We start from the raw sequence: 22,237 nt of genomic DNA on the forward strand, positions 1-22,237 counted from the left end.
CCCCTCCCCCCTCGAAGGAGACCCATGACCCACGACACCGCCTCACCACCCGCCCCGGGCGCGCTGCTGGTGATCAGCGCGCATGCCGGTGACTTCGTCTGGCGGGCCGGCGGCGCCATCGCGCTGGCCGCCGAACGCGGTCGGCGGGCGAAGGTGCTGTGCCTCAGCTTCGGCGAGCGCGGGGAGTCCGCACGCGCCTGGCGGGACGGCCTCGCCCTGGACGAGATCAAGGAGCTGCGCCGCACGGAGGCCACGAACGCCGCGGCGGCGCTGGGCGCCGAGATCGAGTTCCTGGACGCCGGTGACTACCCCCTCCTGGAGACACCGGAGCTGGTGGACCGCATCGTCCGGGTCCACCGCGAGGTGGATCCGGCGGTCGTGCTCACCCACCCGCCCGCCGACCCGTACAACGGCGACCACCCGGCGGCCTCCCGGATGGCGCTCCAGGCACGCGTGCTCGCCCAGGCGATCGGCTACGACGCCCCCGGTGAACCGCTCGGCGCTCCCCCGGTGTTCTTCTTCGAACCGCACCAGCCGGAGCAGTGCGACTTCAAGCCGAACGTCCTGCTGGACATCACCCCCGTCTTCGACAGGAAGCGCAAGGCCATGGAGTGCCTGGCCGCGCAGCAGCACATGTGGGACTACTACACCGACCTCGCCAGGCGCCGCGGCGTCCAGCTGAAGCGCAACGCCGGCCCGAACCTGGGCCTGTCGCACGGCACCATGGCCGAGGCGTACGTACGGCTCTATCCGCAGACCACGACGGAGCTGGCGTGACGGTGGAGCGGCACGGGGTGACCCGTATCTGGGTCCCCTTCCGGGGCACCTCCCTCTACGTGGACCTCCCGGGCGGCCCCGACCGGGTGCCCGAGCAGCGGGCCCTGCTGGCCGGTGCCGTGGCGTACGGGGAGATCACCCGTGACGCCCGCTACGGCGAGCCGATGTGGCGGCTCGACGCGGGCAACCTGCACGCCGTGGTGGAGGCCCTGTGGAGCACCGAGCAACCGGTGCGCATCCACCTCGACCAGGCCCCCGAAAGCCCGGCAAGGGCACCGGACGCGCGACGGATGACGTAGGCCGGGCACGACCTTGTGCCGTCCGGGTCCGGTCATCCGGGCGAAGCCCGGGACCTGCGGCGACGCATAGCGTCGAGCACGTCGACCACCCCCACCGGCAGTGCCGAGGAGATGAGCTCTGTGACCGACCCTTCAGCCGACACCCTCGTCGTCCTGTCCCGGCGGAACGTGGCCGACGGAGTCGTTTCCCTCGAACTCGGTCCGCGCCCCGGCGAACCGCCGCTGCCCCACTGGGAGCCGGGAGCGCACATCGACGTCGTCCTGCCCACGGGCGTCACCCGGCAGTACTCGCTCTGCGGGCCGACGGACGACACGACCCGCTGGCGCGTCGCGGTGCTGTACGAGCCCGACGGGCGCGGCGGGTCGCGGTGGATCCACGACAACGTCCGCGAAGGCGGCGAACTTCGGGTGCGCGGTCCCCGCAACAACTTCCCGCTGCGGCCGGCGGCGCGGTACCGGTTCATCGGCGGCGGTATCGGCATCACCCCGCTGCTTCCGATGATCGCCGAGGCCGAGGCGGAGGGTGCCGACTGGTCCCTGCTCCACGGCGGCCGAACGCGCTCGTCCATGGCCTTCCTATCGGAACTGGAGTGCTACGGCGAGCGCGTGACCGTACGCCCGCAGGACGAGTACGGGCTGCTCGACCTCGCCGCCTTCCTCGGCGATCCCGACCCCTCCGAGCTGGTGTACTGCTGCGGCCCGGCGGGCCTGATCGACGCGGTCGAGGCACACTGCGCGAGCCGGCCGGCGGGATCCCTGCACGTGGAGCGGTTCGCCGCGGTGGCACAGGGCGATTCCACCGACGGTACGGCCGAGCAGCCGGTCGAGGTGGAGCTGCGGGCCTCCGGGGTGACGCTGACCGTGCCGCCGGAGTTGTCGGTCCTCAAGGCCCTGGAGAAGGCGGGCGTCACCGTCCTGTCCTCCTGCGAGGAAGGCATCTGCGGTTCGTGCGAGACCGCCGTCCTCGAGGGCGAGGTCGACCACCGCGACTCCCTGCTCACCGACGACGAACGCGCCGCCAACGACACCATGCTCATCTGCGTCTCCCGCGCACGCGGCGGCCGCCTCGTCCTCGACCTCTGAACGCTCCCGCCCTCAGGAAGCCCTGGAAGCACTCACAAGCCCTCAGGAAGGAAGGAGAACCGCCATGACACCCGCCATGACACCCGCGACGACACCCGCCATGACCCAGCACGTGCGCAACGGCTGGTACCTGGGCGCCTGGTCCGACGAGATCGGCAGGACCCTCAGGCAGCGGTGGATCACGGACATCCCCGTCTGCTTCTACCGGCTGCCCGACGGGACCGCCACCGCCGTCGAGGACCGCTGCCCCCACCGCAGGTACCCGCTGTCGCTGGGGCACCTGGACGGCGACGGCACCCTCCAGTGCGACTACCACGGCTACCGCTTCGACGCCGCGGGCGTGTGCGTCGGGGTCGCCGAGCAGGCCGACCGGCCCAAGGCCGCCCTGCGCCGCTTTCCCCTCGTCGAACGGGACGGTGCCCTGTGGATCTGGCCCGGAGACCCCGACCTGGCCGACGAGAGCCTTCTGCCCGACACGTCGTGGCTGACCGACCCGGGCTGGACCCACGTGCACGGCGTCGTACCGCTGAAGGCCCGGCACCTGCTGCTGGTGGAGAACCTGCTCGACCTCACCCACGAGACGTTCCTGCATCCCACGAGCATCGGCAACGCCGCCGTCGCCGCGACCCCCATCGACGTGACCGTGCACGGAGACCGGGTCGACTTCAGCCGCCGGATGACCGGCATCGAGGCTCCCCCGTTCTACGAGAAGTCCTGCGGGCTGACCTCTCCGGTGGACCGCTGGCAGGACGGCGAGTTCCACCCGCCGGGCATCTTCGTCCTCCACATCCGCATCGCCCCCACCGGAACCGAGGAACCGGAGGGCTTCCACATGCGGGTGCTGTACGGGCTGACGCCGGCACGCGGCAACGAGACGCACGACTTCTACGCCCTGGGGCGCGACTACCTCATCGACGACGAGGAGCTCACGGAGTTCCAGCACAAGCAGCAGCTCGCGGTGATGCAGGAGGACGTGGACGCCCTGGAGGCGCAGGAGGTGATGTACGCGACCGACCCGGGCGGGACGGTCGAGTCGAGCATCAGGTCCGACCTCGCCGCGCTCCGCGGACGCCGCGCGCTGGCGAAGATGCTGGCCCGCGAACAGCGGGCAGGCCACGGGACGGTCTCCGCATGAGCGTCTTCGTCCTGCTCCACGGGGCCTGGCACGGCGGCTGGGTGTGGCAGCGCGTCGCACCGCTGCTGCGCGCGGCCGGGCACGAGGTGCACACCCCCACCCTGACCGGAGTGAGCGACCGCGCCCATCTGCTGAGCCCGCAGACCGGGCTCACCACGCACATCCAGGACGTCGTGGCGCTGATCGAGGCCCACGACGCCAGGGATGTCGTCCTCGTGGGGCACAGTTACGCCGGCCAGGTCGTCACCGGGGTCGCGGACCGTGTCCCGGACCGGCTGGCCAGGCGGGTCCACCTCGACGCCTTCGTCGGCGACGACGGAGAGGCGGCCATCGATCTGCTGCCCGCCCGGATCGCCGGGCACTACCGGGAATCCGTCTCGGGGCCCGGCTTCGGCTGGCTCGTCCCGGTGCGCTCGCTGACCGTGCTCGGGGTCGAGGAGCAGACCGACCTCGACTGGCTCGGCCCCCGGCTGACCCCGCATCCGTGGCTGACCTACACCGAGCCGCTCCGTCTCACCGGCAAGGCCGACCAGGTTCCCGGTGCCTTCGTCGAATGCACCGACTGGATGCGGGTGTTCACCCCGCACGCCGAGCGCGCCGCCGCCCGCGGCTGGCCCGTCCACGAGATCGCCACCGGGCACGAGGCCATGGTCACGGCACCCGGCGAACTGGCCGAACTGCTGCTGCGGATCGCCGCGGCGTGAAGGGACACCCTATGGAATTCCTCGTCCGCACCGAGAACACCCTGCCGCCGGACACCCCGGACGACGTCCGCGAGGAACTGCGTGCCCGGGAGCGCGAACGAGCGATGGAGCTCCGCGCCGCGGGCGTCCTCAGGCGGCTCTGGCGGGTTCCGGGCCGGGGCGCGACCATCGGCCTGTACGAGGCGGCCGATCCGGCGGAACTGCACGACGCGCTGGTCTCGCTGCCGATGTGGAAGTGGATGGACATCACGGTGGAGGCGCTCGCCACCCACCCGCAGGAGAAGGCCCCGTGACCGGCGGCCCGAACGGCCGGGGCCCACGGGTCGCGGTGGTCACGGGCGCCGTCGGCGGGCTCGGCCGGGCCATCGTCCGCGGGCTGGCGGCGGACGGGTTCACCGTCGCCGCGCTGGACATCGCCGAACCGGACGGCACGAGCGAGGTTCCCGGTGTCCGGAACTGGCGCTGCGATGTGAGCGACCAGGACGCGACCCGCCGGACGATGGACGAGGTCGCCCGGACGTACGGCGGTGGCAATATCGATGTGCTCGTCAACAACGCCGGTCTGCTCTCCGGCCGGGCCGGCCTGACGGAGACGACCCCGCAGGAGCTGCACCGCTTCTTCGACGTGAACGCCGTGGGCCCGCTGCTCATGGTGCAGGCGTGCCTGCCCTGGCTGACCAGGAGCGCGTACCGCGGGCGGGTGATCAATATCGCGTCCCGCACCTTCTTCACGGGGTCACCGGGACAGATCGCCTACGTGGCCAGCAAGGGCGCGCTCATCGGAATGACCCGGGTGATGGCGCGGGAACTGGGCGAGCACGGCATCACGGTCAACGCGGCGGCGCCCGCGCAGGTCGCGACCCCGGGGACCAGGGAGCACTCCGGCGACGACGTGTTCGCCGCGTCCATGCGCCGGCAGGCGATCAAGGAGTTCGTCACCCCGGAGCACTTCGCGGGGCTCGTCTCCTATCTGGCCTCACCGGGCGCGGCCATGGTCACCGGCCAGACCTTCGTCTGCGACGGCGGCGGACTCCTGCACTGACCAGTTCGCTGACCAGCACACGGGACGGACCAACGGGACGGGAAGGGAGAAGAACCGGATGTCCACCACACCCCAGGTCCCCGGCACCTACGTCTTCGACACGGCCGAGAGCCGCCGCGGCCGGGCGCTGAACCGGCTCTGCGGCTCGCTGAAGCACGCGGAGAACCGGGCCGGGTTCCAGGCCGACGAGGGCGCCTACTGCGACGCGTACGGTCTCACGGCCGAGCAGCGCGAGGCCGTCCTGACACGGGACTGGAACCGGATGATGGAGCTGGGCGGCTCCATCTTCTACGTGTTCAAACTCGCCATGCTCGACCAGAGGTCCATGCAGTACCTGGGCGGTGTGTTCACCGGCATGACCACCGAGGAGTTCACGGAGGCGCTCAGGGCGGGAGGGCGGAGCTTTGGCTGAGGTGATCTGGGGTCTGGCCACCTCGCACGTGCCGTCGATCGGCGCGGCCATGGACCACGGGAAGACCGCGGACCCCTACTGGAACCCGTTGTTCGACGGGTACGCGCCGGCGCGGGCGTGGATGGCACGGCACACCCCGGATGTCGCGGTGATCGTCTACAACGACCACGCCAACGCCCTGGACCTGACCGTCACCCCCACCTTCGGGATCGGGACGGCCGCCTCGTACCAGGTGGCCGACGAGGGGTGGGGCAGCCGACCCGTACCGGCCGTCACCGGCGCTCCGGCGTTCTCCGACCATCTCGTGGGCAGTCTGATCGACGACTCGTTCGACATCACCGTCTACCAGGACCTCGACGTGGACCACGGCCTGACCGTTCCGCTGTCGGTGTACTGCCCCGACCCCGGGGAGAGCTGGCCGTGCGCGGTGGTTCCCCTCCTCGTGAACGTCATCCAGTACCCGCAGCCGACCGCCGCGCGGTGTCTGGCCCTCGGCCACGCCCTCGGTGCGGCGATCCGGTCCTTCCCCGAGGACCTCAAGGTCGCGGTCTTCGGCACCGGTGGGATGTCCCACCAGCTCGCGGGCGAGCGCGCGGGGCTGATCAACCAGGAATTCGACCGGATGTTCCTCGACGCGATCGAGCACGACCCGGAGAAGCTGGCCTCACTCACGCGCGAGGAGTACATCCGTGAGGCGGGCTCCGAGGGCATCGAACTCATCATGTGGCTGGTCATGCGCGGCGCCCTGGGCCCGCGGATACGCCGCGTGTACGAGACGTACCACGTACCCGCGTCGAACACCGCGGCCGGCATGGTCCTGTTCGAGAACCTGGGCCGCTGAACACGCCGGCCCCCCGGCACCGCGCCGAGCCCGTTCGGTACAGCGTTCCTCCCCCTTACGAGTCACGTGCGTCCACAACAGGTGTCCCACGGGAAGGCAACGGGACACGTCGTCTCAGGACGGGACGAGAGGATGCGCCATGCACCCCACGGGTACGCACCCCACCGGTGCGGGGGAACCCGCCCCCGCGATGCCGTGCGGCGGGGCCGGGCACGACATCGCGGAAGCGGTGCGGCACGAACTGCGCGGGTATCTGGGCGAGCGGCTGGCCCAGGCCGCGATGGACGACACGTTCGCCCGTGAGGTCGCCGAGCGGGTGGTCCGCTTCACCCTCGGCGGCGGCAGGCGGCTGCGGCCCGCCCTGCTGTGGTGGTCGTGGCGTGCCTGCGCGGGACCGGAGCGGGGAGCCGGTGCCGAGGCGGCCCTCCGGATCGCCGCCGCCCTGGAACTCATCCAGAGCTGCGCCCTGGCGCACGACGACGTGATGGACGGATCGGCGCTGCGCCGCGGTGCGGCGTCGATCCACGCCGACTTCGCTCAGCGGCACACCGAGGCCGGGCTGCGCGGCTCGGCCGCGGCGTACGGGCGGGCCGTCGCCGTACTGGCCGGGGATCTGGCCCTCGTGTGGGCCGACGACCTGCTGGCCGACACCGCCCTCGCCGAAAGCACCCGGCGCGCGGTGCACGCCCAGTGGCGTGCCATGCGCACCGAGATGATCGGCGGCCAGTGCCTCGATCTGCACGCCCAGGCCTCCGCCTCCGAGTCGCCGGCGGAGGCCCTGCGCATCGCCTGCCTCAAGAGCGCCCTCTACAGCGTGGCGCGGCCGATGGCCCTGGGAGCCGCGCTGGCGGGTGCCGACGAGCGGACCACCGGTGCCCTGTGCTCGGCCGGGCGACGCGCCGGGATCGCCTTCCAGCTCCGCGACGACCTGCTGGGGGTCTTCGGCGATCCCGGGCAGACCGGCAAGCCCGCGGGTGACGACCTGAGGGAGGGCAAACTCACGTACCTCGTCGCCGTCGCCCGGGTACGGGCGCGCGCCGCGGGCGACCAGGATGCGCTCGGCATCCTCGCGTCCCACCTGGGTGACCCGGGCCTCGGGCCCAGGGACCTGGGCCGCCTGCGCGACGTACTGACGCGGACCGGCGCCCGTGACGCGGTCGAGGCCGAGATCCACCGGCTGGTACGGCACGGCATGCGCTCCCTCGACAGTGCCGTACCCGAATCCGCCGCGCGCCGGGAGCTGGGCCGGCTGCTCGCGCTGGCCGCCGGTACGGACGTTCCCGCACACGACCGCGCACCCTCCCCCGGGCCGTGCGGCCCCCACGCCCGCGTCGCCGCCGCGTCGGAAGGAGTGTGCCGGTGAAGACGGTCAAGGGCCCAACAGAGCATGTGGTGGTCGTCGGTGCCGGGCTGTCGGGGCTCGCCGCCGCACTGCATCTGCTGGGCGCGGGACGCCGGGTCACGGTCGTCGAGCGGGGCCCGGGGCCCGGTGGCCGGGCGGGAGTCCTGGAGCGCGGCGGTTACCGCATGGACACCGGGCCGACCGTACTGACCATGCCCCACCTGGCCGACGAGGCCTTCGCCGCGGTCGGCGACTCACTCGCCGCACGACTGGATCTGGTCGCCCTGCGTCCCGCCTACCGTGCGGAGTTCGCCGACGGCAGCCGGCTCGACGTCCACACCACGGCCGAGGCGATGGAGGCCGAGGTCCACCGCTTCGCGGGGCCCCGCGAAGCGGCCGGCTACCGGCGGCTGCGGCGTTGGCTGACGGATCTGTACACCGTCCAGCTGCGGCGTTTCATCGACGCCAACGTCGACTCGCCGCTCCATCTGCTGCATCCCGACCTCGCCCGGCTCGCCGCGCTGCGCGGCTTCGGGCGGCTCGACACGCAGATCGGCAGGTTCCTGACGGACGAGCGGCTGCGCCGGGTCTTCTCGTTCCAGGCGCTCTACGCGGGGGTGCCGCCCGCCCGTGCCCTGGCCGCCTACGCCGTCATCGCCTACATGGACACCGTCGCCGGGGTGTACTTCCCGCGCGGAGGGATGCACGCCCTGCCGCGCGCGATGGCCGACTCCGCCGCGGAGGCGGGCGCCGTCTTCCACTGGAACGCCGAGGTGACCCGTCTGGAACGGGCCCGGTCCTCGGACCGGATCACCGCCGTGCACACCGCCGAGGGCGAGCGCGTCGCCTGCGACGCGGTCGTCCTCACTCCCGACCTGCCGGTGGTCCACCGGCTCCTCGGGCGGGCTCCTCGGCGCCCGGTCCCGCTGCGCCACGGGCCGTCCGCCGTGATCCTGCACGCGGGCACCGACCGCACCTGGAGCCGGCTGGCGCACCACACCCTGTCCTTCGGGGCCGGCTGGCGCCGCACGTTCCAGGAGATCACCCGGGACGGCTCGCTCATGAGCGATCCCTCGCTGCTGATCACCCGGCCGACCACCCACGATCCCTCGCTCGCGCCCCCGGGACGGCATCTGCACTACATCCTCGCGCCCTGTCCCAACACCGACGTCGGCCCCGGCTCCCGCCGGTGGGAGGACCTGGGCCCCCGCTACCGCGACCGGCTGGTCGCCGTGCTCGAACGCCGGGGCCTGGAGGGCCTCGGCGCTGCCATCGAGGAGGAGTGCCTGGTGACCCCCGCCGACTGGACACGGTGGCAGTACGCGGCCGGTACTCCCTTCTCGGTCGCGCACACCTTCGCCCAGACCGGGCCGTTCCGCCCCCGCAACCTGGTGCGCGGCATCGACAACGCGGTGATCGCCGGGTGCGGCACCACCCCGGGTGTGGGCGTCCCCACCGTCCTGATCTCCGGGAAGCTGGCCGCCGCGCGCATCACGGGGATCCACCGGCCGGCGGCGCTGTTCGCGCCGACCGCCGGAGCCACCGCTTCCGCCGTCCCCGGCGGGCTCGGCTCCCCGAAGTGCGGTGCCCCGTGACCCGCCCGCCCGCCCGGCCCGTGACACAGCCCGTGCGGTGGCCGACGGCACCTCGTACCGGCCGAGGTGCGGCCCCGATCACGGCGGTACGGGAACTCGACGCGGCGGGCATCACCGACCCCGTCCTGCGGGACGCCTACGAACGGTGCCGCCGTATCAACGCCCGCCACGGCAGGACGTACTTCCTCGCCACCCGTCTGCTGCCACCGGCGAGACGGCCCGCCGTGCACGCCCTGTACGGCTTCGCCCGCTGGGCCGACGACATCGTCGACGACCAGGGCGCCCCCGTGCCCCACGACGTGCGCGCCCGGGCGCTGCGCACCCTGTGGAAGCGGCTCGACGCCGGGCTGCGCGACGGAGGCGGCGCCGACGAGCCGGTGGTCCGGGCCCTCGCGCACACCGCCGCGGTGTACGGCATCGAGCACCGCCACTTCCACGACTTCATGGTCTCCATGCACAGCGACCTGGAGGTCACCGGCTACGCGGACTACGACGAGCTGCTGGCGTACATGCACGGCTCCGCCGCCGTCATCGGACTGCAGATGCTGCCCGTCCTCGGCACCGTCGTCCCGCGCGAGGAGGCCGCGCCGTACGCCGCCGCGCTCGGGATCGCCTTCCAGCTGACCAACTTCCTCCGCGACGTCGGCGAGGACCTCGACCGGGGTCGGATCTACCTGCCGGCCGACCTGCTCGCCGCGCACGGTGTCGACCGGGAACTGCTGCGGTGGAGCCGGGACACCGGGGCCCGCGATCCACGGATCCGGGCGGCCCTGGCCGCGGCGGCCCAGCTCACGCGGGGCGTCTACCGGGAGGCCGGCCCCGGCCTCGACATGCTCGACCCGGTCTCCCGGCCGTGCATCAGAACCGCCTTCGTGCTCTACGGAGGCATCCTCGACGCCATCGAGGCCGACGACTACGCCGTACTGCACGGGCGGGCCGTGGTCTCGCGCCGCCGCCGGGCCGCCGTCGCCCTCGACGGCCTGGGGCGCGTGGCCGCGGCACGGCTGCACGCCAGGACCGCGCCACGGGGCTTGGGTGCTGCGGCGGGCCCGGCCGGCAGGCGCGGGACCACCGCCCGGGGGGACCTGGCATGAACGGCGGCACACGGGGACGGGAGCGCTGGCGCCCGCCGTTGCGGCTGCGGCGCACCGCACGCCGGGAGGACCAGGAGCCGACCTGGCGCGAGGCGAGACCCGCCGTGATCGCCGAGGCCCTCAAGCGTGCCGTCGCCCGGCCGTCCGGCAACTGGTACGTCCTCGGGGCGAGCCGGGACGTGCACGGCGCGGCACCGCTGGGGCGCATCGTGGCCGGCACCGAGGTCGTCGTGTGGCGTGGCGGCGACGGGCGGCCGAGGGCGGGACCGGGCGCCTGCCCCCACCTGGGCGCCCCGCTCCGGAACAGCCAGGTCCGCTGCGGCACGCTCGTCTGTCACTGGCACGGCCTCGCCCTCGACGGCTCACCCTTCGCGGGCTGGGAGCCGTATCCCGTGTACGACGACGGAGTGCTGGTGTGGGTACGGCTGGACGCGGTGGGCGGCGAGGAGCCCCTGGACCGGCCCGTCGTACCCGAGCGGCCCGCCCCGGCTGGCTCGGTGGCGGCGGTCTACACGGGCGTCGGCGTCTGCGAGCCCGAGGACGTGGTCGCCAATCGGCTCGACCCGTGGCACGGGGCCTGGTTCCACCCGTACTCGTTCGTCGACCTGTCGGTGGTACGGACCCCCGGGGACGGGTCCGGCCGTGGTGACGACGGCTTCACCGTGGACGTGTCCTTCAAGGTCGCGGGCCGGGCCGTCGTGCCGGTGCGCGCCGAGTTCACCTCGCCCGAGCCCCGTACGGTCGTCATGCGCATCACCGACGGCGAGGGCACCGGCTCCGTGGTGGAGACCCATGCCGTGCCGTTGTCCCCCGCGGCCTCCGGCGCGCCGCGCACCGCCGTCGTGGAAGCGGTCGTCGCCACCTCGCGGCGGCGCGGCTTCGTCCTGGCACGCTCGGCGGCACCGCTGCTCCGGCCCCTGATGCGGGCGGCGGCCGGACGGCTGTGGCGCGACGACCTGGCGTACGCCGAGCGCCGGTGGCAACTGCGCCGCGAGGGCCGCTTCCCGGGCTGAGCTTGTCGTTTAACCCCGTCAGGGGGCGACTACGTCGCCCCCTGACGGGGTTAAACGACAAGCTGACGGCGCCGGGGCCCCGTGGTGCGGCTGTGCGGGAGTCAGGAGCCGCCCAGCCGGGCCAGGGCCCGCAGGGGTGCGCTGCGGCCGTGGGACGGCACCGTCCACAGTGTCTGGCCGCGGACTCCCCAGCGCTCCAGCAGGGCGTTCGCCGCCTGGAAACCGGTTGTCGCGGCGCGTTCCATCAGCGCCACGGGCAGATCGGTGCGCACGTGGTCCCCGGCCAGGGTGACGGCGGGGTCCGGGGTCGGCACCGGCGGCCGGTCGCGGAAGCCGCCCACGGCGAACAGCGGACAGTCGTCGCGCCACTCGTGGCGGACGTCGATCAGCCGGGCGTGCCGTGTCTCCGGGTAGACCCGGCGCAGTTGGGCGAAGAGGAGCTCCTGCTGGGCCAGCCGGTCCGCCTCGGGGGCCACGGCGTAGGCGTGGAGTTCCACCACCGACCCGCCGGTGCGAGCCGCCCAGCGGGCCGCCTCACCCTCCCACCGGTCCGGCACGCTGACGTTGTCCAGCGGACCGAGGCCGCTGGTGCCCAGGAATCCGGGGCGGTCCGCCGCGACCGGCCGGTCCAGCCAGAGCCGGGAGACCAGGAACGGGGGCGTGGTGCGCAGCCGTCCGACGCGGGCGCGCCAGCCCGCGTCCCCGAGCCGCGGCGATTCCTCGACGAGCCGCCGGAGCCCGGCCACGTCCAGCGCCAGCACGGCCGCCTCGTACGGTTCCACCCGTCCCGTGGACGTGACGAGCTCGACGCCGCCCGCCGCGGGCTCCACGCTGCGCACCGGGGACCCGGTGCGCAGGTCCGCCCCGTGGCCGCGCAGATAGCGGGCCAGCGGCTCCCACAGGGCCTGCGGATACGGCTCTGCGGGGACGTCGAAGAGCAGGCCCTCGCTCGATCCCAGGAAGTAGATGTGGAACATCAACGCCAGTTCCGCGGCGGACAGTTCGCGCGGGTCGGCGAAGAAGCTGCGGGAGAACACCTCGAACGCCAGGTGCTGGGCCGCGGAGGGGAAACCGATGGCGTCGAGGAACTCCTGGGCGCTGGTGCCGTCCAGCCGCTCGTACACCTCCGGCACGCGCACGTCGAGCAGGGGCAGTGCCGCGCGGGGGTTCATCCGTGCCAGGTCCGGCCAGCCGAAGGAGGGGCTGAGCGCCACGAAGCCCAGGGCGCTCCAGGGCGGGGTACGGGGTACGTGCGCGAAGCTGTCGCGCAGTCCGCTGCCGTGCTGGAGCGGGTAGTCGGGCAGCGGGACGAGCGCCGAGAGAGACGGGTCGGCCCGTCTGAGCAGGCCGCGCAGGTTGTAGTACTGCCGGAAGAAGGCGTGGAATCCACGGCTCATGGTGACGCGGGAGCCGTCGGCCAGTTCCTCCGGCCATCCGGCGAGCCGTCCCCCCAGGGCGGTTCCCCGCTCGTACAGGGTGACCCGGACACCGCGTTCGGCCAGCGCCGTGGCCGCCGCCAGCCCGGCGATGCCCCCGCCGACGACCGCCACCCGGGGGCCCTCCCCGGTGAACCGGGGCGCCCCGGGCGGGGCCGGCAGCACCCGTGCCCTGCGGTCCCTGCCCCGGCGGGGCGCCGCCGCCCCGCTCGTCCGTGTGCCCGTCACCCGGCCTCCCCCTGCCCGGTGAGCCGCGCGGAAGCCGTACCGTCGGCGGCGCGCCCGAGGACGGTGTGCACGATGCCCGTCTGCCAGCCGGGCATCGGCGCGGTGCGTACCTGATCGAAGCCGGCGCGACGGACCCGGGCCGCGAACTCCCGTGCCGTGTCGAACCCGACGACGCTGCGCCACAGATGCCGGTAGAGCCCGTGGTCGCCGGTGAGGGTGCCCGCGGGCAGGACGACCGCCCGGCACACGGCCGTCCAGACGAGGCGGTCGGACGGCCTGCCGCTCAGCGTGTACTCGTGCACGGCGAGCCGCCCGCCGGGCCGCAACAGGGCCCGCACCGCGGCGAGTACGGCGTCCGGGTCGGAGACGTTGCGGAAGAGGTACGCGGCGAAGGCCGCGTCGTACGGACCGTTCACGCCGGCCGCGCCGAGCCGCTCCACCGGAGCGTGTACGAACCGTACGGTCGGCGGCCAGCGTTTGGCCGCGGCGCGTTCCAGCATGCCCTCCGAGGCGTCGACGGCCGTGATCTCGGCGAGCGGCACGGTCCGCAGCAGTGCCGCCGTCGAGGCGCCGGTGCCGCAGCCGAGATCGAGCAGCCGCAGTCCCGCCCCGGATGCGGGCAGGCGCAGTCTGCGGGCGGAGCGCCGCAGATGGGCGTGGTAGCCGGGGTTGGCGGCCACCAGGCGGTCGTAGCTGCGGGCCGCGTGGTCGAACGCGGCGGCCAGTGCCTCGTCGTGGAGCAGTTCGCCGGTATGCGGCCGGTGCGATGCGCTCGGTTCGTGTGAGGTGGTCCGGGCCGGTGTCATGGGCGCTCCTCCTCGGTCGGTACGGGCAGGGACACGGGTGCGGGGAACGGGCACGACGGGTTCTCGCGGCGCGCCAGCAGCGGGAGTTCGGCGGCGGTGCGCAGCATGGGCAGCACGGGTGTCCGCAGTCCGAGGGCCAGGTCCTCCAGGAGCCGGGACTCCCCGTCGAGGAAGCGCAGCACCAGCTCGGCGGGGCAGTGGCGGAACAGCTCCACGAAGAACCGCGGCCCGTCGATCCGGCCGGTGGCCAGGGCGCGCAGCATGACCGCGTCCATGGCCCGGGCCCGGGCCCCGTGGGCGGGCGGCGGCACCGGGGTGCGGCCGGCACGGCAGGCGTCGGCGATGGCGGCTGCCTGTCTGCGGACGGCGCTGAAGGTGTACCCGGTGGCGGGGCGCGTGGCGCCGCCCGCGGCGCCGATACGGAAGACGGAGGCGCCGGCGCGGCGCGGGAAGACGGCGTCGGTCATCGGGATCACGCCCTGTTCGGCGGCGACGACGCGGGCCGCGCCGATACCGAGCACATCCCGGACGTAACGGCCGAGCAGCCGGTCGTAGGCGGCGTCGCCGATGACCTCGGGCGCGAACTCGGTGTACTCCACCAGGGCTTCCCGGGTTCCCAGCGGGAGGACGTAACCGAAGGAGAGGCCGCGGGCGGGCTGTGGGGTGCGGAAGTCCATGAGCTCGGCGGCGTCCGGGTCGAAGGCGGGACGCTCGGTGCGCAGGAACCAGCCGCGGAAGTGCTGGAGCAGTACGGTGCGCGCGGGCGGCAGCCGACGCGGCGGCCGGGAGTCGAAGACCCAGCGGGCGCGCAGCGTGAGGGCCGCCCCGTCGGCCGTGGTGCACCGTACCTCGGCCCCGCCCGGGACGTCCCGCACCTCTTGGACCGTGGCCTCGGTACCGCGGAAGCCGGGTCTGGCCGACAGCCGTTCCCGCAGCAGTTCCTCGAACCCCGGGGAGCGGATCATCTTGTAGCGCAGCGGGGCGGGCGTGGCCTCCACCACCGTTCCGTCGGGTGCCCGCACCCGCAGCCGCTCCCAGGAGGCGACGACGGCGTCGTCGTAGTCCCCGCCGGTCCGTTCCCAGAAGCACCAGGTGCGTTCGGCGGGGCGCGCGGGGCCCGGCGGGGCGGTGACCAGGAGGACGGAAGGGCCGGGCCGGGGCATGTCCGGGCGGGTCAGCCGATCGGCGAGCGAGAGACCCGCGGCACCCGCGCCGACCACGACGATGTCCGCGTCCTTCACGCCGGGTGCCTCCCGTTGCCGCGCGGGTCGCTGGGACCGCCGGGCCGCCGGGGCTGCTGGATCGCGTCGCGACCGGGGTGGCGGAAGCAGGAGACGACAACGACGAAGGGCCACAGGGACTGAAGGGACGTCACCACGCGTTCCGCGACTCCGATGGCGCCATCCGTCTGCGCTTCGATCAGGAACCATGCCGCCGTGACGCTCATCAGAGCGGTCCCCGCGAGGGCGGGCACGGGCCGCAGTCCCCACGGTGCGGCTTCACCGCGAACGGTGGCCAGGACGGGCCACAGCGCCATGAGAGCGAATCCGACGGCGGCGACCGAGCCGTGGGGCAGGGAGCCCCCGCTGCTCTCTGTCGGGAACAGCGCCACCACCAACGCCGCCACTCCACCGCCGCCCAGCGCCAGACGGCCCGCGAGCGCGGCCGCGCGCAGCCCCCAGGCGGTGAGCAGGTGACAGACCCCGAGGGCGACCAGCGCTCCGGTCATCACCCAGAACCCCGAGGCGCCGACGGCCGCCAGCACGCTGATCGTCTGAGTGGCGGGGTCGTAGGCAGGCCCCTCCAGCACGCCCGCGATCATCCAGCCCGCGGCCAGCAGGACGGGCGCACACCCCGACGAGAGCAAGGCCCACCTAGGCACACGTCGCATCGATCCACCGTAAAACACCCGAAATCATCCTTCGCCGCGCACACGCAGGCGAGGGGGATCCGACGGGGTCGCGATGACGACCGGTCCCGCGAGGAGGCGTGCCGGGTGGGCACCGCCGGGGCGCCGAGACGCGCGTACGGCCGCCGGGACGGACCCGGCGGCCGTACGCTCCGTTCACATGCCGGTGGCGTCCACCACGTCACCGAGATCGACGAACTTGAAGCCGGTCGCCGTGCGGGTTCCGCCCTCCCCGTCCGGTACCGCCGGCGTCTCCTGACCGTCCTGGACGACCAGGAGTCCGTGTGGATAGCGGGCGCCCAGCGGGGCGTTCAGGATGGCGGCGCCGTCGCACTCCTCCACGCCGTCGAGCGTCTCCGACGCCGCGCCGATACGGAACCCGCCCTCGTACTCGTTGTCCTCGCTCACCTCGCGGTCGTACAGGACGAAGGTGTTGTCTCCCTGGCTGGAGGCGAGGAGGTAGCCGTCACCGTCGCTCTCCTGGTGGATGGTCAGGCCCTCGACGTCCGCAGACAGGCGCTCGCCGCCGAAGCCCGGGTCGGTGCCCGCCGTGCACTCCTCGGTCTCCTCGTCGTAGGTTCCGGGGACGCCGTACTCCTTGACCTTGTCCATCAGGACCGGCCTGCCGGTGAGGTCGGCGCGCAGCCGCCAGATGCCGATGTCCTCCTGGCCGGCGTAGAGGGTGCCGGTGGCCGGGTCGACGACCATGCCCTCGACCTGGGGAAGTTCGCCGGGCTCGGCGCAGGGGCTCCAGGTCCTGCCGTCGGGCAGGCGGAAGGAGGACGGGAGGTCGAGTGTGCGCACCTTGCGGTAGCCGACCGTTCCGCCCTCCGTGGGGACGAGTTCGAAGAGGGCGAGGCCGGTGCGTTCGCGTCGGCTGACCAGGGCGTAGGCGCGTCCGGTGCGCCTGTCCGTCCAGGTGGCCAGCCCGTACGCGGTCCGCTGGTCGTTGATCTCGGCCTGGTCGGTGGAGAACACCGGGGCGGCCGAGGGGTCGGTGATGTCGGTCAGCGGACCGTCCGGGTGCGACGGGTCGATGCGGTAGATCCGCAGCCGGTCGTTGCCCCGGTCCGTCACGACCGCCACATCGGCGCGGCCGGACGTCGTACGCAGAGCGGCGACGAGGTCGACGTTGTTGAAGCGGCCCGGCGCGTCGTCCTCCGCCGGCGGCTTCGGCGCGGGCAATGACTGCAGCAGGCGCGCCTCCAGGTCGTAGACGCGCAGCCCGCCCTCCTTGGCGGTGGCGACCACGAGACTGCGGCCGGGGTCGGCGGCGTTCCGCCAGATCGCCGGGTCGTCCGCGTCGGCGTTCCCGCCCGCCTCGTCGTCGTGGAGGGCGGCGGTCTCGCCGGTGGCGGTCACCACCGGAAGACCGGACGCGCCCGCCCCCGCGGGGAACGCGGCCAGGAGCGTGATCAGCACGGTGCCGGAGGCGAGGACAGTGGCTCTACGCGTGGTGCGGGGCCTTCTCACAGACACTTCCCTACCGTCGAGGATGTCAAGGACATGCCGATGGTGCGAGGGAAAGCTTGCGCCCAGGGGGACGCGACCTGTCCATGCCGTCAGAGGCAGTACGGCCGTACGTCCACCGAAGTTCGTCCGAATGTCACCCGGTGCCGCCGAAGATCAGTGCACGCCTCCGTCCTCGGCGAGCATGTGGGCGAGTTCGCGGGCGGCGTCGCGGGCGGCCGCAGGCCGGGCGGCCCGATGCCGATGAGGGCGGCGGAGGCCGGTCCGGTCCGGTCGCACGCCGATCATCGCTACCGAGGTGGCCCGCGTCCTGAGCCGGGCCGCTGCGGGGTTGCCCGGCCCGGCATGAAGACGAGTGTCACCGGCGCCGGCCCCGCCACGGCGCCGACAGCCGCATACACCGGTGAATTCCGGGCCCGCTGCGCAGGCAGCGCGCGGCTGGTCGGACCGCGGAAGGCCGAGTGGCGCTTTCCAGCCGATCACCTGCGCGGGCAGCGCGTTCCGTGAACGATGTACGATCCGCCGTAGTGCGCCAATGACCAGGAGAACAAAGGGTGTTCAGGTCGGGGCACGGCACCGGCCACGTGACATCCATGAGGGGATCTCAGCCATGTCAGATGTTTCGCTGCCCCACGACGAGGGCCCCGCGCGGATCGGCAGACTCCGCACCACCGTGTCGCACTCGGCACGCATCTGGAACTACTGGCTGGGCGGCAAGGACAACTACCCCGTCGACCAGGAAGTCGGCGACCAGATCCTGAGTTTCGTTCCGGGTCTGCCCCGATCCGCCGTGGCGGACCGGCAGTTCCTCACGCGGGCCGTCGAACTCCTCGTCGGCGAGGCGGGCATCGGGCAGTTCCTCGACATCGGCACCGGGCTGCCCACCGCGGACAACACCCACGAGGTCGCCCAACGGGTCGACCCGACCTGCCGGATCGTGTACGTGGACAACGACCCCATCGTGCTCACCCACGCCCACGCCCTGCTCACCAGCAGCCCCGAGGGAGCCACGGCCTACGTCGAGGCCGACGTGCACGACCCGGACACCATCCTGGAACGGGCCGCCGAGACCCTGGACTTCAGCCGGCCCGTGGCCCTCACGCTGCTCGGCGTCCTGAACTTCATCATCGACACCGAGCAGGCACGGGACGTCCTCCACCGGCTCCTGGACGGCGTACCGTCCGGCAGCTACCTGGTGATCTCGCATCCCACAACCGAGGTGGACGGCGAGGCGATGAAGGAAGCGGTGCGCTACTGGAACAGCCAGGGATCGGCACCCATGACGTTGCGCACCCGCGAGGAGCTCGTGGGCTTCTTCGACGGCCTGGACATGCTGGAGCCCGGTGTCGTCTCCTGCTCACGCTGGCGCCCCGTCATTCCGGAGTCCGAGATCGTCGACGTGACGCAGTTCTGCGGCGTGGCCATCAAGCCGTAGCACGTCGCCGCCCCAGTGCCACGCCCGTGGCCCGCACCCAGTGCGGGCCACGGGCGGTCTGTTTCCATCCGGACTCGTCCGCCGGCGGACCCCGCACGAGAAATTGCACGGCTCGGTGGTCGGAGGGAGGCTGGACGAGTCAGCCTCGCGGCGTCCGATCGCGCGACGCCCGAGAGTCCCGGGCCGGAGACGACCTGGTGAAGCGGGTGGCAGCGGGTGATCGAGAGGGCAGCCGCGGAAGGCCGAGCCGGTGGGACGATATCCGCGCCTCCCGAGGAGATCATCATGGACAGGGCGACTTCGGATGCGATGCGGACCACGCTGCGGGGGCCGGTCATGGATCCGCAGAGTCCCGAGTATCTCCGGGCCACCAGCATCTACAACGCGATGATCGACAAACGTCCGGCCGCCGTCGTACGGTGCGCGGACGCCGCGGACGTCATGGACGCGGTCAACTTCATCCGCGACAACGACCTGGAACTCGCCGTCCGGGGCGGCGGGCACAGCGGCGCCGGCCTGTGTCTTGTGGACGACGGCGTGACCGTGGACCTGTCGCCGATGCGCTGGGTACGGGTCGATCCCGCGGCGCGGACCGCTCAGGTGGGCGGCGGCAGCCGGCTCAGCGATCTCGACCACGCCGCCCACGGCTTCGGGCTCGCGACCCCCACCGGCATCGTCTCGATGACGGGCGTCGGCGGCCTGACCCTCGGCGGCGGCCATGGATACCTCACCCGCAAGTACGGCCTGACGGTGGACAACCTGCTGGCCGCGGACGTCGTACTGGCCGACGGCAGCTTCGTCACCGCGAGCAGTACCGAGCACCCGGACCTGTTCTGGGCGCTGCGCGGGGGCGGCGGCAACTTCGGCATCGTGACCTCGTTCACCTACCGGCTGCACCCGGTGGACACCGTGGGGGTCGGAATCACGGTGTGGCCGGTCGACCACACGCGTGAGGTGCTCACCTGGTACCGCGGCTTCCTCCCCCGGGCCCCCGAAGACGTCTACGGCTTCTTCGCGCTCCTCACCATCCCGCCGGGCCCGCCCTTCCCCGAGGAGCTCCACGGCCAGAAGGTGTGCGGCGTCGTGTGGTGTCACACCGGTGCCCCGGACCGCTTCGACGACGCTCTCAGGGCGGTGAACGAGCCCGGGCGGCCCGCCTTCCACTTCACGACGCCGATGCCCTATCCCGCGTTGCAGAGCCTGTTCGACGAGGTGATCCCTCCCGGGTACCAGTGGTACTGGCGCGGTCACTTCTTCGACCGTATTCCGGACGCCGCCGTGGACGTGCACTTCAAGTACGGCGAGAACCTGCCCACGCCGCTCTCGCTGATGCACCTCTATCCGGTCGACGCCGCCGCCCACCGGGTGGGCCCGGAGGAGACCGCGTGGGGCTACCGGGACGCCGTCTGGTCGGGCGTCTTCGCCGGAGTCGATCCCGACCCCGCCAACGCCGAGACCATCAGGCAGTGGTGTGTCGACTACTGGGAGGAGATGCGCCCGTACTCGATGGGCGGCTCGTACGTGAACTTCATGGGGCAGGGCGAGGGGCAGGAGCGGGTCCGGGCCACCTACCGCGACCACTACGACCGGCTGGCGCAGGTCAAGCGGACGTACGACCCGGGCAACCTCTTCCACGCCAACCAGAACATCGAGCCCGCCCAGCCGGCCTGACCACCCGCCCGACAAGCCCGCGTGCTCACATCGTCAGGGTCACACGCAGGAGGTTGTGGTCCGACAGACCGCCGGCGTCCTCGACCACCGCGTCACTGACGGCGGCACCGCGCACGGCCACGTGGTCGATGTGCTGGGACCCGGTGCCCGACGCGCGCGGCCGGGTGGGCAGGCCACCAGGGGGCGGATCCACGACGGTGAACCCCGGGCCGAGGCCGGCCGCCACGGTGGTGCGGTCGGCGTTGAAGTCACCGAGCAACACCACCGGGCCCGGTGTGGTGGCGGCCAGTTCCGCGAGGTGGGCCAGCTGACGGGTCTGCCGCTGGTCGTAGCTGACGTGCGTGGCGACCACGAGCGCCCCGGCGGTCCTGACCGCGAGCAGTCCCTTGCCCGGATCGTCGTCGAAGGCTTCGGCGACTACGAGCTGAGCGGGCCCGTCCACCAGGAGCACGAGGTTCTCACTCGGATCCTGCAGTGGGCACGTCCCATGGCGTGGTCTCGGTACGCGTGGATACCTCAGCGAGTGGACCGTACGGCCGCGGACGCCCCTGTGCAGGCCGGCCAGTTGGTCACCGCTCACTTCCTGCAGGGCGACGACCTGTTCGGTGCGCCCCGCCAGCCGCGCGGTGACCGCGGCGATGCGCTCCGCTTCGTCGGGCCAGTCGCTCAGAACGTCCTCTCCCCAGTTCTCCCCGTGGACGCGGTGCAGGACGTTCCAGGTCGCAGCGGTGATCACAGGCCACATGCTACGGCCACGATGCCGCCCCCTCAGCGTGCGGGATTCTCCGCGGACACCGCCACATCGGCGAGGTCCTTGGCGACTGCCCTGGCCACCGCTTTGGCACCCAGACCCCCGAGGAGCTTGGCGAGCAGGCCGACGAGACCCCCGGAGGGTATGGCGCTGAACGTCATGCGTACCGTCGTCGGACCCGGTCCGCTCCCGGACAGAACGAACTCCGACACGTAGTGGGTGCCCTGCGAGTCGGCCTCGACGACGTACCGCGAGGGCGGCTCGCACGCCGTCACCCGCATCTCCTCGGTCGCCTGCTTGCCGAACATGCGCCGGGTCTCACGCCAGCGGGTCCCCACGCCGAACGGACCCTCGGTCACCACCTCGACCCGGTCCACGCCGCTGAGCACCGAGGACATGCCCTCAAGATCCGTGAGCACCTCCCACACGCGCCCGGCGGATGCCTCGATCCGCCTCTCGACCACAACGCTCGTCCCAGCCACGGCAACCTCCTGCTCTCCATGAGAGCAGAAGCCAGTGACACCCGCCCTCCCGGCAGGGCTCCGCGTTGGGCAAAGGGTTGTCTGTTGTCCGGCGGCGCCCGAAGATGTGCCCAGCGTCAAAAGGGGGCAACTGTACGCATCCGGAATGCGGTTCTGGCAGGCACCAATCTCGCAGCGCTCACCCTGCTGACCGGCTGCACCGTGCCGCCGGCGGGCAGCACCGGCATCTCGGTCACCGAGGACGGGCGACCGCTCGGCGTGATCGTCGTCTGCCACGATCACATCGACGGCGCGACGCTGTACACCCATACCGATGACGGCAAGGAGAAGACGCTCGCGCGCTGGAGTCACGCGGACCCCGTCAAGGGGTTCACCACATGGCCGCTCGAAACCGGAGGCCAGGGCTGGAAGGTCGACAGGGCAATGCCGACGACCCTCGATCGGCGTCGCACCTACACCCTCTACGGATGGACCAGCGACAACTCGTCGTCGGCGAACCACGTGTCCTTCACCCTCGCGCAGCTGGCCGGGCTCAAGCCCGGGCAGGTGCGCTACGACGCGGGCGACGAAGCCGACGGTGCCGATCGGAACCGCTACAGGACCGCGTCCTTCGACGACTTCCGAACCGAAGCCTGCGAAGACGAGTGACCTTCCTCGATCTTCCTCTCGTGATCACCGAAGCTCTCAACTCCCTTACCAAATAGCTGGTTTG

At 72.6% G+C, this 22,237-nt stretch carries 24 protein-coding genes; 16 read left to right on the top strand and 8 right to left on the bottom strand.

What is annotated here, in order from left to right; translation table 11 throughout:
- The first annotated feature begins 24 nt into the window (after positions 1-24).
- From FNH04_RS01305 to FNH04_RS01365, 13 genes are all read left to right on the top strand, one after another.
- Positions 25-777: a PIG-L deacetylase family protein gene (locus FNH04_RS01305; protein WP_152779436.1), complete on the top strand. Its 753-nt coding sequence runs from the start codon at positions 25-27 to the stop codon at positions 775-777.
- Positions 774-1,076: a hypothetical protein gene (locus FNH04_RS01310; RefSeq protein WP_194236501.1), complete on the top strand. Its 303-nt coding sequence runs from the start codon at positions 774-776 to the stop codon at positions 1,074-1,076. The genes FNH04_RS01305 and FNH04_RS01310 overlap by 4 nt, the downstream gene beginning before the upstream one ends.
- A gap of 111 nt (positions 1,077-1,187) precedes the next feature.
- Positions 1,188-2,159 carry a PDR/VanB family oxidoreductase gene (locus tag FNH04_RS01315; RefSeq protein WP_152779439.1) on the top strand — a complete coding sequence of 324 codons (972 nt, stop codon included), beginning with the start codon at positions 1,188-1,190 and terminating at the stop codon, positions 2,157-2,159.
- 64 nt (positions 2,160-2,223) lie between these two features.
- Positions 2,224-3,294: an aromatic ring-hydroxylating dioxygenase subunit alpha gene (locus FNH04_RS01320; protein WP_228030960.1), complete on the top strand. Its 1,071-nt coding sequence runs from the start codon at positions 2,224-2,226 to the stop codon at positions 3,292-3,294.
- Positions 3,291-3,998, top strand: coding sequence for an alpha/beta hydrolase (locus FNH04_RS01325; protein ID WP_152779441.1), 708 nt, complete (start codon positions 3,291-3,293; stop codon positions 3,996-3,998). Before FNH04_RS01320 ends, FNH04_RS01325 begins: the two co-directional genes overlap by 4 nt.
- 11 nt (positions 3,999-4,009) lie before the next feature.
- Positions 4,010-4,291, top strand: a complete 282-nt coding sequence (locus FNH04_RS01330) for a muconolactone Delta-isomerase family protein (RefSeq protein WP_152779443.1) — start codon at positions 4,010-4,012, stop codon at positions 4,289-4,291.
- Entirely contained in the window at positions 4,288-5,040 is a 753-nt protein-coding gene (locus FNH04_RS01335; protein WP_322722314.1) for an SDR family NAD(P)-dependent oxidoreductase, read from the top strand. The genes FNH04_RS01330 and FNH04_RS01335 overlap by 4 nt, the downstream gene beginning before the upstream one ends.
- A 58-nt stretch (positions 5,041-5,098) precedes the next feature.
- Positions 5,099-5,452 carry a protocatechuate 4,5-dioxygenase subunit alpha gene (gene ligA, locus FNH04_RS01340; protein WP_152779445.1) on the top strand — a complete coding sequence of 118 codons (354 nt, stop codon included), beginning with the start codon at positions 5,099-5,101 and terminating at the stop codon, positions 5,450-5,452.
- Between the two features lies 1 nt (position 5,453).
- Positions 5,454-6,293, top strand: a complete 840-nt coding sequence (locus tag FNH04_RS01345) for a class III extradiol dioxygenase subunit beta (protein WP_322722376.1) — start codon at positions 5,454-5,456, stop codon at positions 6,291-6,293.
- Positions 6,294-6,432: 139 nt separating this feature from the next.
- A complete protein-coding gene (locus FNH04_RS01350) occupies positions 6,433-7,656 on the top strand; it encodes a polyprenyl synthetase family protein (protein WP_152779449.1) in 1,224 nt (407 codons plus the stop codon).
- Positions 7,653-9,230: a phytoene desaturase family protein gene (gene crtI / locus FNH04_RS01355; RefSeq protein ID WP_322722317.1), complete on the top strand. Its 1,578-nt coding sequence runs from the start codon at positions 7,653-7,655 to the stop codon at positions 9,228-9,230. Before FNH04_RS01350 ends, crtI begins: the two co-directional genes overlap by 4 nt.
- 77 nt (positions 9,231-9,307) lie before the next feature.
- The gene (locus tag FNH04_RS01360; protein WP_322722378.1) at positions 9,308-10,324 is read left to right on the top strand and encodes a phytoene/squalene synthase family protein; all 1,017 of its coding nucleotides are present in this window, start codon (positions 9,308-9,310) and stop codon (positions 10,322-10,324) included.
- Positions 10,321-11,337, top strand: a complete 1,017-nt coding sequence (locus FNH04_RS01365; RefSeq protein ID WP_152779451.1) for a DUF5914 domain-containing protein — start codon at positions 10,321-10,323, stop codon at positions 11,335-11,337. Before FNH04_RS01360 ends, FNH04_RS01365 begins: the two co-directional genes overlap by 4 nt.
- Positions 11,338-11,438: 101 nt before the next feature.
- Here the strand turns inward: FNH04_RS01365 and FNH04_RS01370 are convergent, their stop codons facing one another.
- The 6 genes from FNH04_RS01370 to FNH04_RS48495 form a co-directional block, all read right to left on the bottom strand.
- Entirely contained in the window at positions 11,439-13,001 is a 1,563-nt protein-coding gene (locus FNH04_RS01370) for an FAD-dependent oxidoreductase (protein ID WP_322722319.1), read from the bottom strand.
- Entirely contained in the window at positions 12,998-13,807 is an 810-nt protein-coding gene (locus FNH04_RS01375) for a methyltransferase domain-containing protein (protein ID WP_152779453.1), read from the bottom strand. Before FNH04_RS01375 ends, FNH04_RS01370 begins: the two co-directional genes overlap by 4 nt.
- Positions 13,804-15,048, bottom strand: coding sequence for a lycopene cyclase family protein (locus tag FNH04_RS01380; RefSeq protein ID WP_322722321.1), 1,245 nt, complete (start codon positions 15,046-15,048; stop codon positions 13,804-13,806). Before FNH04_RS01380 ends, FNH04_RS01375 begins: the two co-directional genes overlap by 4 nt.
- Entirely contained in the window at positions 15,045-15,698 is a 654-nt protein-coding gene (locus tag FNH04_RS01385) for a DUF998 domain-containing protein (protein WP_152779455.1), read from the bottom strand. The genes FNH04_RS01380 and FNH04_RS01385 overlap by 4 nt, the downstream gene beginning before the upstream one ends.
- 174 nt (positions 15,699-15,872) lie before the next feature.
- Entirely contained in the window at positions 15,873-17,189 is a 1,317-nt protein-coding gene (locus tag FNH04_RS01390; protein WP_322722324.1) for a phytase, read from the bottom strand.
- A gap of 153 nt (positions 17,190-17,342) precedes the next feature.
- Entirely contained in the window at positions 17,343-17,474 is a 132-nt protein-coding gene (locus FNH04_RS48495; RefSeq protein WP_265579988.1) for a hypothetical protein, read from the bottom strand.
- Between the two features lie 322 nt (positions 17,475-17,796).
- Between FNH04_RS48495 and FNH04_RS01395 the strand changes: the two genes are divergently transcribed.
- On the top strand, positions 17,797-18,621 hold the full coding sequence (locus tag FNH04_RS01395) for an SAM-dependent methyltransferase (protein ID WP_152779457.1): 825 nt from the start codon (positions 17,797-17,799) through the stop codon (positions 18,619-18,621).
- A 285-nt stretch (positions 18,622-18,906) separates the two neighbouring features.
- Entirely contained in the window at positions 18,907-20,292 is a 1,386-nt protein-coding gene (locus tag FNH04_RS01400; protein ID WP_152779459.1) for an FAD-binding oxidoreductase, read from the top strand.
- A 25-nt stretch (positions 20,293-20,317) separates the two neighbouring features.
- On the opposite strand, the gene FNH04_RS01405 is transcribed toward FNH04_RS01400, so the two are convergent.
- Positions 20,318-21,028: an endonuclease/exonuclease/phosphatase family protein gene (locus tag FNH04_RS01405; RefSeq protein ID WP_322722327.1), complete on the bottom strand. Its 711-nt coding sequence runs from the start codon at positions 21,026-21,028 to the stop codon at positions 20,318-20,320.
- A 32-nt stretch (positions 21,029-21,060) separates the two neighbouring features.
- Positions 21,061-21,525 carry an SRPBCC family protein gene (locus tag FNH04_RS01410; protein ID WP_322722328.1) on the bottom strand — a complete coding sequence of 155 codons (465 nt, stop codon included), beginning with the start codon at positions 21,523-21,525 and terminating at the stop codon, positions 21,061-21,063.
- 84 nt (positions 21,526-21,609) lie between these two features.
- Here FNH04_RS01410 and FNH04_RS01415 point away from each other — a divergent pair, with 84 nt between their 5' ends.
- Positions 21,610-22,173 (top strand): hypothetical protein, encoded by a 564-nt coding sequence (locus FNH04_RS01415; RefSeq protein ID WP_228030961.1) that lies wholly within the window; start codon positions 21,610-21,612, stop codon positions 22,171-22,173.
- The last annotated feature ends 64 nt before the right edge of the window (positions 22,174-22,237 follow it).

Source organism: Streptomyces phyllanthi (assembly GCF_009377205.1).
In the GTDB taxonomy this organism is placed as follows: Bacteria; Actinomycetota; Actinomycetes; order Streptomycetales; family Streptomycetaceae; genus Streptomyces; species Streptomyces phyllanthi.

Bases quoted from the DNA above. Each gene is read 5' to 3' on its own strand.
- FNH04_RS01305 (WP_152779436.1), top strand. From the start codon at position 25: ATGACCCACGACACCGCCTCACCACCCGCCCCGGGCGCGCTGCTGGTG.
- FNH04_RS01315 (WP_152779439.1), top strand. From the start codon at position 1,188: ATGAGCTCTGTGACCGACCCTTCAGCCGACACCCTCGTCGTCCTGTCC.
- FNH04_RS01320 (WP_228030960.1), top strand. From the start codon at position 2,224: ATGACACCCGCCATGACACCCGCGACGACACCCGCCATGACCCAGCAC.
- FNH04_RS01325 (WP_152779441.1), top strand. From the start codon at position 3,291: ATGAGCGTCTTCGTCCTGCTCCACGGGGCCTGGCACGGCGGCTGGGTG.
- FNH04_RS01330 (WP_152779443.1), top strand. From the start codon at position 4,010: ATGGAATTCCTCGTCCGCACCGAGAACACCCTGCCGCCGGACACCCCG.
- ligA (WP_152779445.1), top strand. From the start codon at position 5,099: ATGTCCACCACACCCCAGGTCCCCGGCACCTACGTCTTCGACACGGCC.
- FNH04_RS01350 (WP_152779449.1), top strand. From the start codon at position 6,433: ATGCACCCCACGGGTACGCACCCCACCGGTGCGGGGGAACCCGCCCCC.
- FNH04_RS01365 (WP_152779451.1), top strand. From the start codon at position 10,321: ATGAACGGCGGCACACGGGGACGGGAGCGCTGGCGCCCGCCGTTGCGG.
- FNH04_RS01375 (WP_152779453.1), bottom strand. From the start codon at position 13,807: ATGACACCGGCCCGGACCACCTCACACGAACCGAGCGCATCGCACCGG.
- FNH04_RS01385 (WP_152779455.1), bottom strand. From the start codon at position 15,698: ATGCGACGTGTGCCTAGGTGGGCCTTGCTCTCGTCGGGGTGTGCGCCC.
- FNH04_RS48495 (WP_265579988.1), bottom strand. From the start codon at position 17,474: ATGATCGGCGTGCGACCGGACCGGACCGGCCTCCGCCGCCCTCATCGG.
- FNH04_RS01395 (WP_152779457.1), top strand. From the start codon at position 17,797: ATGTCAGATGTTTCGCTGCCCCACGACGAGGGCCCCGCGCGGATCGGC.
- FNH04_RS01400 (WP_152779459.1), top strand. From the start codon at position 18,907: ATGGACAGGGCGACTTCGGATGCGATGCGGACCACGCTGCGGGGGCCG.